Annotated in this window: 12 protein-coding genes and 2 riboswitches; of the genes, 7 read left to right on the top strand and 5 right to left on the bottom strand. The window is 68.1% G+C overall.

From position 1 onward, the window contains the following. Position 1: 1 nt before the first annotated feature. The 4 genes from rmuC to B2J86_RS02495 form a co-directional block, all read right to left on the bottom strand. Positions 2 to 1,636 (bottom strand): DNA recombination protein RmuC, encoded by a 1,635-nt coding sequence (gene rmuC / locus B2J86_RS02480; protein WP_173024646.1) that lies wholly within the window; start codon positions 1,634 to 1,636, stop codon positions 2 to 4. 81 nt (positions 1,637 to 1,717) lie between these two features. After that, positions 1,718 to 2,695 carry a D-glycerate dehydrogenase gene (locus B2J86_RS02485; protein ID WP_169168397.1) on the bottom strand — a complete coding sequence of 326 codons (978 nt, stop codon included), beginning with the start codon at positions 2,693 to 2,695 and terminating at the stop codon, positions 1,718 to 1,720. 19 nt (positions 2,696 to 2,714) lie between these two features. Next, positions 2,715 to 4,130, bottom strand: coding sequence for a sodium:proton antiporter (locus B2J86_RS02490; protein ID WP_169168398.1), 1,416 nt, complete (start codon positions 4,128 to 4,130; stop codon positions 2,715 to 2,717). Positions 4,131 to 4,398: 268 nt separating this feature from the next. Further along, positions 4,399 to 4,857 (bottom strand): thioesterase family protein, encoded by a 459-nt coding sequence (locus B2J86_RS02495; protein WP_169633171.1) that lies wholly within the window; start codon positions 4,855 to 4,857, stop codon positions 4,399 to 4,401. 244 nt (positions 4,858 to 5,101) lie between these two features. Here B2J86_RS02495 and B2J86_RS02500 point away from each other — a divergent pair, with 244 nt between their 5' ends. The 5 genes from B2J86_RS02500 (at position 5,102) to B2J86_RS02520 (ending at position 10,119) form a co-directional block, all read left to right on the top strand. After that, a complete protein-coding gene (locus tag B2J86_RS02500; protein ID WP_169168400.1) occupies positions 5,102 to 5,656 on the top strand; it encodes a phasin family protein in 555 nt (184 codons plus the stop codon). A 278-nt stretch (positions 5,657 to 5,934) separates the two neighbouring features. Beyond that, entirely contained in the window at positions 5,935 to 6,987 is a 1,053-nt protein-coding gene (locus B2J86_RS02505; RefSeq protein ID WP_169633170.1) for an extracellular solute-binding protein, read from the top strand. 102 nt (positions 6,988 to 7,089) lie between these two features. Continuing rightward, positions 7,090 to 7,848 (top strand): 3-hydroxyacyl-CoA dehydrogenase, encoded by a 759-nt coding sequence (locus B2J86_RS02510; RefSeq protein WP_169168402.1) that lies wholly within the window; start codon positions 7,090 to 7,092, stop codon positions 7,846 to 7,848. 94 nt (positions 7,849 to 7,942) lie between these two features. Next, positions 7,943 to 8,050, top strand: a riboswitch (TPP riboswitch). Positions 8,051 to 8,114: 64 nt separating this feature from the next. After that, complete coding sequence (locus B2J86_RS02515) at positions 8,115 to 9,422, top strand: cytosine permease (protein WP_173024647.1); 1,308 nt, start codon at positions 8,115 to 8,117, stop codon at positions 9,420 to 9,422. 250 nt (positions 9,423 to 9,672) lie between these two features. After that, positions 9,673 to 10,119: an SH3 domain-containing protein gene (locus B2J86_RS02520; protein WP_371736074.1), complete on the top strand. Its 447-nt coding sequence runs from the start codon at positions 9,673 to 9,675 to the stop codon at positions 10,117 to 10,119. A gap of 33 nt (positions 10,120 to 10,152) precedes the next feature. On the opposite strand, the gene thiD is transcribed toward B2J86_RS02520, so the two are convergent. Continuing rightward, positions 10,153 to 11,007: a bifunctional hydroxymethylpyrimidine kinase/phosphomethylpyrimidine kinase gene (thiD, locus tag B2J86_RS02525; RefSeq protein ID WP_169168405.1), complete on the bottom strand. Its 855-nt coding sequence runs from the start codon at positions 11,005 to 11,007 to the stop codon at positions 10,153 to 10,155. Between the two features lie 66 nt (positions 11,008 to 11,073). Beyond that, positions 11,074 to 11,196, top strand: a riboswitch (TPP riboswitch). Positions 11,197 to 11,234: 38 nt separating this feature from the next. Between thiD and B2J86_RS02530 the strand changes: the two genes are divergently transcribed. Beyond that, positions 11,235 to 12,350 (top strand): FAD-dependent oxidoreductase, encoded by a 1,116-nt coding sequence (locus B2J86_RS02530; RefSeq protein ID WP_169633168.1) that lies wholly within the window; start codon positions 11,235 to 11,237, stop codon positions 12,348 to 12,350. Then, positions 12,347 to 12,544, top strand: a complete 198-nt coding sequence (thiS, locus tag B2J86_RS02535; protein ID WP_169633167.1) for a sulfur carrier protein ThiS — start codon at positions 12,347 to 12,349, stop codon at positions 12,542 to 12,544. The genes B2J86_RS02530 and thiS overlap by 4 nt, the downstream gene beginning before the upstream one ends. The last annotated feature ends 4 nt before the right edge of the window (positions 12,545 to 12,548 follow it).

Below are 12,548 nucleotides of genomic sequence, written 5' to 3' on the forward strand. Positions count from 1 at the left end.
GTCACTCGCCTTCGCTCGGCGAAGGCGCGGCCGGCATGGCCGTTTCGGGCGCGGCGACCAGCAGCCCGTCCTCTTCAGGGGCCGGAAGGGCCTGCACGTCGCGCAAGCGCCGCTGGATGGCGCGCGTGCGCACGCCCACCTCGTCAAACTTCTTGGCGGCAGCGTCGATCGACTTCTTGGTGGCCTCGACCACGTCGCCGAACTTGGCGAACTCGGTCTTGACCTGGCCCAGCATGTTCCAGACTTCGGACGAGCGCTTCTCGATCGCCAGCGTCTTGAAACCCATCTGCAGGCTGCTGAGCATGGCCGCCAGGTTGGCCGGGCCCGTGATCATCATGCGGCAGTCGTTCTGCACCGCCTCGACCAGGCCGGGGCGGCGCATGACTTCGGCGAACAGCCCTTCGGTGGGCAGGTAGAGCACGGCGAAGTCGGTGGTGTGCGGGGGCGAGACGTATTTGCCATAGATCTTGCGCGCTTCGAGCTTGATCGAGGTCTCGAACGCATTGCCGGCCGACGCAATGGCCGACTTGTCGGCCGTGTCGTGCGCGTCCATCAGGCGCTGGTACTGCTCCACCGGGTACTTGGAATCGATCGGCAGCCACACCGGCTGCTCGTCGCTCTGGCCCGGCAGGCGGATCGCGAACTCGACCAGCTCATCGCTGCCCGGCACGGTCTTGACGTTGCGCGCGTACTGGCCGGGCGTGAGCACGTTCTCGATGATGGCGCCCAGCTGCAGCTCGCCCCAGGTGCCGCGCATCTTCACGTTGGTCATCACGCGCTTCAAGTCGCCGACGCTGCCGGCCAGCGTCTGCATCTCGCCCAGGCCCTTGTGCACCTGTTCGAGCCGGTCGCTGACCAGCTTGAACGACTCGCCCAGGCGCTGCTCCAGCGTGGCGTGCAGCTTTTCGTCCACCGTGCGGCGCATTTCTTCGAGTTTGGTCGAGTTGTCGGCCTGGATGGCGGCCAGGCGCTCGTTGAGCGCCGTGCGCAGCTGCTCGGCGTTGTGCTGGCTGCCCTGCACCAGCCCGGCGAGCTGCTGCGAGACCGCGTCCTGCAGCACCGAGAACTGGTTCTTGATCTGGTGGCCGTTGCCTTCGAGCTGGTCCTTGAGCGCCGTGGACATGGTGCCGAGCTGGCTCTGGATGTCGCCCTTGAGCGAGTCGAGCGTCTGCCGCGTGGCGCCGGTGAGCGCCTCGAAGCGCTCCTGGATGCGCTGCTCGAACAGCTGCGTGCTCTCGGCCATGGCCTGGCGCGACTTCACGCTCTCGGCCGCCAGCGCCGCCGTGGTCTGCATCAGCTCGGTGCGAAAGCCCGCCAGGGTGTCCGACAGCTCGGCACGCCCGGTGCGCGACTCGGCCACCGCCTGCGCCAGGCGCTCGTCCACCGCATGGCGCAGCGAATCGAGCGTGCCCTGCATGGCCTGCGTGGAGCCGCGCAGCTGCTGGCCCATGCCGTCGAGCGCGCCGTCGTTCTTGGCCACCGCCAGCTGGGTGGACTGGGCCGTGGCTTCCAGGGCCTGCAGGCGCGCTCCCCATTCGGGCGGCAGTTCCACGCGCGGGCGGCGCCACAGCAGCAGCGCCAGCAGAACGACCACGAGCAGCAGTAGGGCGGCGAGAACGAGGGTGTCGGTAGTCAAAGGCAGTTCACTCTTGTTTCAATAGCTGTCAACGCATGCCCCATAAGGGCTGGAGGCATATTTGACTGCCAATTATGCAATTCAGTCGCCGACGCGGTTCACGGGGGTGAGCGCGCCGCGCCCGTCGAAGAACGCGATCAGGTTTTCGGCGGCCAGGTTGGCCATCGCCAAGCGCGTGGCCACGGTGGCGCTGGCGATGTGCGGCGTCAGCACGACGTTGGGCACCGTGAGCAGGTCGGGGTGCACGCTGGGCTCGCCCTCGAACACATCGAGCCCGGCCGCCGCGATCTGGCGCGTGCGCAGCGCGTGCGCCAGGGCCGCGTCGTCCACGATGCCGCCGCGCGCGATGTTGACCAGCGTGGCCGTGGGCTTCATCAGCGCCAGCTCGGCCGCACCGATGGTGTGGTGCGACTCGGCGGTGTAGGGCAGCACCAGTACCACGTGGTCGGCGCTGCGCAGCAGCTCTTCCTTGCCGACATAGCGGGCCTTGCACTCGGCCTCGAGTTCGGGCGAGAGCTGCGAGCGGTTGTGGTAGACCACGTCCATGCCGAAGCCGTGCGCGCCGCGCTTGGCAATGCCTTGGCCGATGCGGCCCATGCCGATGATGCCCAGCGTGCTGCCGTGCACTTCGGTGCCGGCGAACATGTCGTAGCTCCATTTGTTCCATTTCCCGGCGCGCAGGTAATGCTCGGACTCGGCCATGCGCCGCGCGGTCGCCATGAGCAGCGCGAAGCCGAAGTCGGCCGTGGTCTCGGTCAGCACATCGGGCGTGTTGGTGCCCTGCACGCCCGCGGCGGTCATGGCCTCGACGTCGAAGTTGTTGTAGCCTACGGCCATGTTGGCCGCGATCTTCAGGCGCGGGCAGGCGGCGATCAGTTCGGAGTCGATGCGCTGGCTGCCGGTGGTGAGGGCGCCATCCTTGTCGGCCAGGCGTTCGGCCAGCTCCTGTGGCGACCAGAGGGCGTCCTCGGGATTGGCTTCGACTTCGAAGTGCTGCGCGAGCCGCTCGACCACTTCGGGAAAGATCGCACGGGCGATCAGGATGCGGGGTTTGTTCATGGCGGGCTTTCTTTCAGTTTCAGCGGAACCAGACGAAGGTCATCAGGATGAACAGCGGCACCAGGATGCCGCAGGACCACAGCATGTAGCCGAAGAAGCTCGGCATCTTGACGCCGCGGTCCTCGGCGATGGCCTTGACCATCAGGTTGGGCGCGTTGCCTATGTAGGTATTGGCGCCCATGAACACGGCGCCCGCCGAGATGGCGGCTAGCGTGGGCGCCAGCGTGGTCATGAGCTCGGCCGGATTGCCGCCGGCGGTGTTGAAGAACACCAGATAGGTCGGCGCGTTGTCGAGGAACGAGGACAGCAGCCCCGACGCCCAGAAGTACATCGCCGGATCGGGCGCGCCATCGGGGCGCGTGACGGCTGCGACGATGGCGCCAAAGGGCCCGCCCACGCCGGCCTTGAGCATGGCGATGACCGGAATGATGGTCAGAAAGATGCCGGCGAACAGCTTGGCCACTTCCTGCATGGGCCCCCAACCGAACTGGTTGTCGGCATGCACCTGCGCGGGCGTGAGCCACAGCGACACCAGCGTGACGATGACCAAACCCACGTCACGCACCAGGCCCGGCAGGCCGACGGGCGTGCCCGCGACGTCGAACACCACGGGCGACTTCCAGAAACCGCTGAGCAGCACCAGCGCCACCACCACGCCCAGCAGCGCGAAGTTGACCTTGCCATCGAAGCCGATCGTGCGCGTGTCGGGCGTCGGGTCGCGGCGCTGCCCGCCGCCCTGGCCTTCGCGGCGGAAGTACCAGGTGTCGAGCGCATAGAACAGCGCCAGCAGCACGCCGACCAGGAACAGCGTCTCCTGGAAGATGTGGGCCACGGTCCAGAAGAAGTCGACGCCCTTGAGGAAGCCCAGGAACAGCGGCGGGTCGCCCAGCGGCGTCAGCGAGCCGCCGGCGTTGGAGACGATGAAGATGAAAAAGATCACCACGTGCGCGCAATGCTTGCGCTGGTCGTTGGCGCGGATCAGCGGGCGGATCAGCAGCATCGACGCCCCGGTCGTGCCCATGAAGCTGGCCAGCACGGCGCCGATGGCCAGGATGGCGGTATTGAGCCCGGGGCTGCCCTGCAGGTTGCCGCGGATGTAGATGCCGCCCGCCACCGTGAACAGCGCCGTGAGCAGGATCACGAACGGAATGTATTCGGCCAGCAGCGCATGCACCAGGCTCGCGCCGGCCGCCGCCGGGCCGAAGACCGCGGCAAACGGCAGCAGAAAGGCCAGCGCCCAGCCCGCCACCACCTTGCCGTAATGGTGGTGCCAGAAAATGGGTGCCAGCAGCGGCAGAAGCGCGATCGACAGCAGAACGCCGGCAAACGGCACGCCCCACCACAGGGCCAGGCGGCTGCCATCGATGTCGGCGGCCAGCGCCAGGCCGGGCAAGGCCGACAGTGTGGCCATGAGCAGCCAGCGGAAATGCTTCATGCGTGGGTCTCCCTCGTTATATTGAAAACAGGCGCACGGAAATGGGCTGTGGACGGCAGGCCGGCGCGGCGTACCGCGCCACAGCATGCCCTGCCAGCGCCCGAGCGCCTGGCCGCGTCGGCCGCGGGCAACGCGAAAGTGTAGGCCATGGCCCGGACACGCCAGGCCAATCGCAACGCGCCCTGCCCGCTGCGAAAAAAATATGGTCAAAACCGGCTTGAGCGCATACCCAGCATGTGCTGGCAGCTCCTGATACCAGAGCAAAATATCAGCCCGGCAGCACCAGCGCCTGCAACACGCCGTGCAGGCGCGGTGACAGCGCGGCGGGCCGGCGCGTGGCGCGGTCCACGTACACATGGATGAAATGCCCGGCCGCCGCCGTCAGCGCCTCGCCCTGGGCGAACAGCCCCACTTCATAGCGCACGCTCGTGCTGCCCAGGCGCGCCACGCGGATGCCCGCTTCCACCGTTTGCGGAAAGGCGAGCGGGGCAAAGTAGTTGCACTGCGTCTCGACCACCAGCCCGATGGTCTGGCCCGCGTGGATGTCGAGCGCGCCCTGCTCGATCAGGTGGGCGTTCACCGCGGTGTCGAACCAGCTGTAATAGACGACGTTGTTCACATGCCCATACACATCGTTGTCGGCCCAGCGCGTGCTGATGGGGCGAAAGGCGGCGTAGGCGCTGCGCGGCTGGGGCGCAGGGCGCGCCGGGGTCGCTGTCGTGTTCATGGCCGTGGATTTTGCCAGCGCGGCAACAGGCCCTCCGGCAAGGGACCGCGGTCCGTCGTTTTGACGTAACAAAGGACAGAAAACGTAATTTGTTGCAACGCAACAAAAAGTGCTTGCGTGTCGGCCACCGTCGCCCCTAGAATCCGCACTATGCTGCACTGCAACATGGCCCGGAAAGCATGCCAGCGCAGATATTTGTGAACCACAGTCGCTTTCGACTTTTCCTTTCTTTTGGAGATCTCACATGTCCCTGACCGCTGAACAAATCCTGGCCGCACACAAAGCCAACATCGAAACCCTGTTTGGTCTGACCAGCAAAGCCTTTGAAGGCGTGGAAAAGCTGGTCGAACTGAACGTGACCGCTTCGCGCGCCGCACTGAACGAGGCCGCCAGCCACGCCCAGGCCGTGCTCAGCGTCAAGGACGCACAAGAACTGATCGCCCTGCAGGCCGGCCTGTTCCAGCCCCTGGCCGAGAAGGCAGCTTCCTACAGCCGCCACCTGTACGACATCGCCTCGGGCACCGGCGGTGAATTCAGCAAGGCCGTCGAGTCGCAGACCGCCGAAGTGCAGAAGAACTTCGCCACCCTGGTGGACTCGGCGTCGAAGAACGCACCCGCCGGCTCGGAAACGGCCGTGGCCGTGATGAAGAGCGCCGTGTCGGCCGCCAACAACGCGTTCGAATCGGTGCAAAAGGCCGTCAAGCAGGCCACCGACGCCGCTGAAGCCAACTTCAACGCCGTGGCCACCACGGCCGCCGACGCAGCCAAGTCGGCTGCGGGTGCCCGCAAGCAGCGCTGAGCCATGCGCCTGTCCAGCCACAAGGCGCTGGACACAAAGCAGGGATTACCCTGATAATGCGAACCCTGTTCCGGCCCCGCCGGGACCCCAGTTGTCTCCTCGGATCCTCTCGAAACACGGGTTTCAGGGATTCGTTCAAGCCCGGTCTCGACCGGGCTTTTTTTGCGCGACCCAGGGACCGGGTGCCGCCGAAAAAACACAACCGCGCAGGCAGTATTGCGAATGGTTCGCGTTTGCTTTACCATTGCACTCGTTACCACTCCTCCTTCGCCCTTCCCATGAAAAAAATCTCCACGGCTGCCGCAGCAGCCTGTCTCCTGCTCGCAGCCAGCGGTTTCGTGCAGGCCCAAGAGAACGTCGTCAACCTCTATTCGGCACGCCACTACGCCACCGATGAAGCGCTCTACAGCGGCTTCACCCAAGCCACGGGCATCAAGATCAACCGCGTCGATGCCGACGATGCCGGGATCCTGGCACGCCTGAAGGCCGAGGGCTCGGCCTCCCCCGCCGATGTGATCCTGCTGGTCGACGCGGCGCGCCTGTACCGCGGCGAGGTCGACGGGCTGTTCCAGCCGATCAGGTCCAAGGTGCTCGAAGACGCCATCCCGGCCAACCTGCGCAGCCTGCCGGCCGCAGACGGCGGCATTTCGTGGTTCGGCCTGTCGACCCGCGCGCGCGTCATCGTCTACAACAAGGTCAAGATGAACCCCGAGGACGTGGACACCTACGAGGAGCTGGGCGACCCGAAGAACAAGGGCAAGCTGTGCATCCGCTCGGGCTCGCACCCCTACAACCTGAGCCTGTTTGGCGCCGTTACCGAGCACATGGGCGAGCAGAAGACGCAGGAGTGGCTCAAGGGCATGGTGGCCAACCTGGCGCGCGACCCCAAGGGCGGCGACACCGACCAGATCAAGGCCGTGGCGTCGGGTGAATGCCAGATCGGCGTGACCAACAGCTACTACCTGGCGCGCCTGATGCGCTCGGACAAACCCGAAGACATTGCCGTGGCCAACAAGGTCGGCGTGGTGTTTCCGAACCAGCAGTCGTGGGGCACGCACTTGAACATCGCGGGCGGCGCCGTCGCCAAGTACGCCAAGCACCGCGCCAACGCAATCAAGTTCATGGAGTACCTCGCGAGCCCTGAAGCGCAGAACTATTTTGCCAACGGCAACAACGAATGGCCCGCCGCCAAGGGCGTGGACATCGCTAACCCCGCGCTCAAGGCCATGACCGGCGGCAAGCCGTTCAAGAGCGAGACCATCCCGATCAGCGCCGTGGGCGCCAACATGACCAAGGTGCAGCAGATGCTGGACCGCGTCGGCTTCAAATAAGCCCTGCACCCCTCCCCGCGCCCGGCCCTGCCGGGCTTTTTTTCGCGTGCCGCATCCGCCATAATTTACGTTTACGTCAACGTCATTCACTGGAGATACGGCATGGACATTCAGGGCAAGGTATTCATCGTGACCGGCGGCGCATCGGGCCTGGGCGAAGGCACGGCACGCATGCTGGCCGCGCAGGGCGGCAAGGTCGTCATCGCGGACATGCAGGCGGACAAGGGCGCGGCGGTGGCCCAGGACATTGGCGGCGCCTTCGTGCGCTGCGACGTCAGCAGCGAAGCCGACGGCCAGGCCGTGGTGGCGCAGGCCGTGTCCCTGGGCAAGCTGATGGGCCTGGTCAACTGCGCCGGCGTCGCCCCGGCCGAAAAGACCGTGGGCAAGAACGGCGCCCACAGCCTGGCCGCGTTCAGCAAGACCATCGCGGTGAACCTGGTCGGCAGCTTCAACATGATCCGCCTGGCGGCCGAAGCGATGTCCCAGAACGAACCCGAAGCCACGGGCGAGCGCGGCGTGCTGATTTCCACCGCCAGCGTCGCCGCCTACGACGGGCAGATCGGCCAGGCCGCCTACAGCGCCTCCAAGGGCGGCATCGTCGGCATGACCCTGCCCATCGCCCGCGACCTGGCCCGCAGCGGCATCCGCAACATGACGATTGCCCCCGGCATCTTCGGCACGCCGATGCTGTTTGGCATGCCGCAGGAGGTGCAGGATGCGCTGGCCGCCGGCGTGCCCTTCCCGAGCCGCCTGGGCACGCCGCAGGACTACGCCAAGCTGGTGCGGCATATCTTCGAAAACGACATGCTCAACGGTGAAGTGATTCGCCTCGACGGCGCCATCCGCCTGGCGCCCCGCTGAAGGCCGGGCGGCGGGCCCGCGCGTGAACGGCCCCGCGCGCAGCAGGACATCCGGGGCACTCCTACAATCGCGCCGTGTCCGGTGGCTTGCCGGACACGACCGCTGGGGGTGTCGCCGGGATCTTTCGAGGACCGGGCGGCTGAGAAAGTCCCTTTGAACCTGTTGAGATCATCCTCGCGCAGGGAAGCCGGCCGCACAGCACCGCCCCGCCCACGGGCCGCCGTGCCCTTGGCCCGCCCCGCGCGCGCACCGCACGGAGCCTTTTCATGACACAGCCCGCCACCCCCGCCAACGAGGCGCTGGCCCCCATTTCCGCCGACCGGCGCGTGTTCCAGTGGCACGACCACGCCTCGCTGTGGTTCAGCCTGGGCGTAGGCCTGCTGGTGATGCAGGTGGGCGCCTACCTGATGCCCGCCATGGGCACGCAAGACGCGCTGCTGGCCATCGTGTTCGGCTCGCTGCTCGGCGCCGGCCTGCTCGGCTGGGTGGCCAAGATCGGCTGCGACAGCGGCCTGGCCAGCGCCGGGCTGATGCACGCGGTGTACGGCCGCGCGTTCGCGCGCCTGCCCATCGTGCTCAACATCGTGCAGCTGATCGGCTGGGGCACCTTCGAACTGGTGGTGATGCGCGACGCCACCCTCGCCATCGGCCGCCAGTCGGGCAGCCTGCTGGTGCCCCACTGGCCGGTGCTCGCCACGCTGCTGTGGGGCGGTGTCGTGACGCTGCTGATCAGCGGCTCCATGGTGCAGCTGGTGCGCCGCATCATCGCGCGCGTGGCGCTGCCGTTGGTGGTGCTGTCGCTCGTGTGGCTGAGCTGGCAGTTCCTGTCGCTGGCGCAGGCACAGGGCCTGGCAGACCTCTGGCAGCGCCGCGGCGAAGGCAGCATGGGCGTGATGCCCGCGCTCGACCTGGTGATCGCCATGCCGATCTCGTGGCTGCCGCTGGTGGCCGACTACGCGCGCCACGGCACCAGCGGCCGCGCGGCGCTGCGCGGCACCTGGGCCGGCTATGCACTGGCCAACATCTGGTGCTATGCGCTCGGCGTGCTCGTCGCGCTGGTGCTGCCGAGCCAGGACCTGGTGACCGCGCTGCTGCTGGCGCAGGGCGGGCTGATCGCGCTGTCGCTGATCCTCATCGACGAAGTGGACAACGCCTATGGCGACGCCTATTCGGGCGCCGTCTCGGCCCACGCGCTGCGGCCGCGCTGGAGCGTGCGCCGCTGGGGCATCGCGATTGCGCTGCTGTGCACGCTGCTGGCGCTGGTGCTGCCGATGCACAGCCTCGAACCCTTCCTGCTGCTGCTCAGCTCCGTCTTCGTGCCGCTGTTTGGCGTAATCCTGGGGCGACTGGCCTTTGGCGCCAGCGCGGCTGCCCTGCTGGCGCAGGCGCGCCAGGCGCATGCCGCGCCGATCGCCCTGTGGCTCGGCGGCATCGCCTTCTACCACCTGGTGCCCCGGTTCGCGCCGGCGCTGGGCTCGGCCCTGCCGACGCTCGCGCTGTGCTTCGTGCTGGCCTATGCCACGCGCACCCGGCCCGGCGCCGGCACGCTGGCCGCAGGCGCGCGGCAGGCCTGACAAGCGCGGCCCCGCGCCGGCGCCCGCGCAGCGCTATCTAAAGATGAGCACTGTGCGCACGCTGGTCCTGGGATTCAGAGCAAAACCCACCTGAAACCCAAGCTGTGCCAGCGCCAGCAGCTCACTTTTTATCGAAAGTGCAGGAACTTCACCGGCAGCGCTCGGTCGGACCGGGCGCATGGATCCCATGCGTTTGTCTCAAAGGAGTGTTGTTCCCGTGCTGTTTCTGTCCCGCCGTCTCTCGCTTTCCGTGGCCGCCCTTGGCCTGGCTGCAGCCGCCGCCTTGTCCAGCCTGCCCGCGGCCGCCGCCGCACGCGCGCAAGAATTCGTCAGCGTCAAGGGCTCCAGCGTGAACGTGCGCGAAACGCCCACGACCCGTTCGGCCACGCTGTGGGAGCTGGCCTCGGGCTACCCGCTGCAGGTCCTGCAGCGCAAGGGCCAGTGGCTGCGGGTGAAGGATTACGAGGCCACGCTGGGCTGGATCCATGCCCCGCTGACCCACAAGGTGCCGCACATGGTGGTCACCGCCCGCACGGCAAACCTGCGCGCGGGCCCCGGCCAGCAGCACCGGCGCGTGGGCCAGCTGGACCAGCACGAGGTCGTGAAGACGCTGAAAAAATCGGACGATTGGGCGCAGGTTCAGCGCGAAGGCGGGCAAAAGGGCTGGATCGCGCGGCGGCTGGCCTGGGGCTGGTAAGCAAAGACCGGGCGGGCTCGCGCGCCCGCCAGCTCAATGGTGCAGCACGCGCTGCGCCACGGGCGCATAGCCGTGGTTCAGCGGCCCGTGCCCGTGCCCGGTGCACACCGCGGCGCCGGCGGCGATCGCGCCCAGGACGTAGGCGCGCGCCTGTTCCACCGCCTGCGGCAGCGGCAGGCCCAGTGCCAGGTGCGCGGCAATGGCCGACGACAGCGTGCAGCCCGTGCCGTGGCCGTTGTGCGTGGCAATGCGCGGCGACTGCAGGCGCAGCCGCCCCCCGCCGGCCAGCGCCAGCACATCGATCACGGTGTCGCCGGGCAGGTGCCCGCCCTTGAGCAGCACGGCCGGCGCGCCTAGCGCCAGCAGCGCGCTGGCCGCATCGTCGAGTGCATCGGCACCGTCGATGGTGCGGCCCAGCAGCAGCGCCGCTTCGTCAAGATTCGGCGTGACGACGGTGGCCAGCGGAAACAGCTCCTCCACCAGCACGCCCACGGTCTCCTGCGACATCAGGCGGTCGCCGCTGGTGGCGACCATGACGGGGTCGAGCACCACCTGCAGCATCTGGTGGCGGGCAATCGCCTTGACGACCACGCGCACCACCTCGGGCGAGTGCAGCATGCCGATCTTGACGGCGTCCACGCCGATGTCCTCAGCCACGGCGTCGATCTGCGCGCGCAGCATGTCGGGCGGAATGCCGTGGATGGCGCGCACGCCCTGCGTGTTCTGCGCGGTGATCGCGCTGATGGCGGTCATGCCGTAGCAGCCCAGCGCGCTGAAGGTCTTGAGGTCGGCCTGGATGCCGGCGCCACCGCCGCTGTCGGAGCCGGCAATCGAGAGCACGCGGACGTAGCGCGCGGGCCTGGCGGCCGGGAGGGTCGTTTGAGTCATGGCAAAAATTATGGCCTATGCGCCACATCAAGACGGGCGCTGGCGGCTTGTGCTGTAATTCTTGCCAGGACGAAACAGGGGTGTCCCGCCAGGCTGGCGCGGACTGAGAAACACCCTGGGGCCGAGCCAACGCAGGCCCCGTTACCCGATCCAGGTCATGCTGGCGTGGGGAGTTTCCAGCACAGGCGCCCGCCCGTTTTGTCCGTGTACCCCACCAACGGACAACGATGATTGCTCACCCTTCCTCTTTTGCGATTCTGGGCGCCGGCCTCATGGGCCGGCTGCTGGCGGTGTCACTGGCGCGTGCCGGCCATGCGGTGGCCGTGTACGAGGCGCAGGACGCCAGCGGCCAGGGCAGCGCCGCGCGCGTGGCGGCCGCCATGCTGGCGCCGCTGGCCGAGTCGGCCGTGACGGAGCCCGGCGTGGTGCGCATGGGCCTGCACGCGCTCACGCGCTGGCCGCAGCTGCTGGCAGACCTGCAAGCGCCGGTGTTCTTCCAGCAAAACGGCACGCTGGTGGTCTGGCACCGGCAGGATGCACAGGAGGCGGCGCGCCTGCGCCTGCAGTTCGAGACCACGCACAGCGCGCTGCCGGCACTGCCCGCCATGCAGGCGCTCGACAGCGCCGGCATGGCGCGCCTGGAGCCGGCCCTGGCCGGGCGCTTTGCGCAGGGCATGTACCTGCCCGGCGAAGGCCAGCTCGACAACCGCCAGCTGCTGGACGCGCTGGCGCGCGAGATGGCGCAGCGGGGCGTGGCCGTGCACTGGAACACGCCGCGGGAGCCGGCCGACTTCGCCCCCGGCACGCCGGGCCAGCCCGACTGGCTGCTCGACTGCCGCGGCCTGGGCGCACGCGCGCAGTGGCGCGAGCTGCGCGGTGTGCGCGGCGAGGTCGTGCGCGTGCACGCACCCGAGGTGACGCTGCAACGCCCCACGCGCCTGGTGCACCCGCGCTACCCGATCTACATCGCGCCCAAGCAGGACCACCTGTTCGTGATCGGCGCGACCGAAATCGAGTCCGACGACCTCTCGCCCGCCAGCGTGCGCTCGGCGCTGGAGCTGCTCAGCGCCGCCTACGCCGTGCATTCGGGCTTTGCCGAAGCGCGCATCGTCGAGATCGCCACCCAATGCCGCCCCACCCTGCCCGACAACCTGCCCGCCATCCGCCAGACGGCGGAGCGCGTGCTCGAAGTCAACGGCCTGTACCGGCACGGCTTCATGATCGCGCCCGCCCTGCTCGACGTGGTGCTGGAGCTGCTGCAGACCGGACAATCGCCCCTGGCCAGCGCCTTCGACCTGGCCGTGGATTTGCACAGCGCGACGAGCGCCCTCTCTTTGCCATGAACATCACCATCAACCAGACACCGCACCAGCTGCCCGACGGCGCCACGGTGGCCGACGCCCTGGCCGCCGTCACGGCGCGGCCGCCGTTCGCGGTCGCCGTCAACACCGTCTTCGTGCCCAGCACCGAGCACGCACGCCACCTGCTGCAGGCGGGCGACCGCGTGGAAGTCATTTCTCCCGTCACCGGCGGCTAGCGCC

Origin of the sequence: Acidovorax sp. SRB_14, from assembly GCF_012932145.1 — a bacterium.
Lineage (GTDB): Bacteria > Pseudomonadota > Gammaproteobacteria > Burkholderiales > Burkholderiaceae_C > Simplicispira.

Bases quoted from the DNA above. Each gene is read 5' to 3' on its own strand.
- B2J86_RS02485 (WP_169168397.1), bottom strand. From the start codon at position 2,695: ATGAACAAACCCCGCATCCTGATCGCCCGTGCGATCTTTCCCGAAGTG.
- B2J86_RS02490 (WP_169168398.1), bottom strand. From the start codon at position 4,130: ATGAAGCATTTCCGCTGGCTGCTCATGGCCACACTGTCGGCCTTGCCC.
- B2J86_RS02495 (WP_169633171.1), bottom strand. From the start codon at position 4,857: ATGAACACGACAGCGACCCCGGCGCGCCCTGCGCCCCAGCCGCGCAGC.
- B2J86_RS02500 (WP_169168400.1), top strand. From the start codon at position 5,102: ATGTCCCTGACCGCTGAACAAATCCTGGCCGCACACAAAGCCAACATC.
- B2J86_RS02505 (WP_169633170.1), top strand. From the start codon at position 5,935: ATGAAAAAAATCTCCACGGCTGCCGCAGCAGCCTGTCTCCTGCTCGCA.
- B2J86_RS02510 (WP_169168402.1), top strand. From the start codon at position 7,090: ATGGACATTCAGGGCAAGGTATTCATCGTGACCGGCGGCGCATCGGGC.
- B2J86_RS02515 (WP_173024647.1), top strand. From the start codon at position 8,115: ATGACACAGCCCGCCACCCCCGCCAACGAGGCGCTGGCCCCCATTTCC.
- thiD (WP_169168405.1), bottom strand. From the start codon at position 11,007: ATGACTCAAACGACCCTCCCGGCCGCCAGGCCCGCGCGCTACGTCCGC.
- B2J86_RS02530 (WP_169633168.1), top strand. From the start codon at position 11,235: ATGATTGCTCACCCTTCCTCTTTTGCGATTCTGGGCGCCGGCCTCATG.
- thiS (WP_169633167.1), top strand. From the start codon at position 12,347: ATGAACATCACCATCAACCAGACACCGCACCAGCTGCCCGACGGCGCC.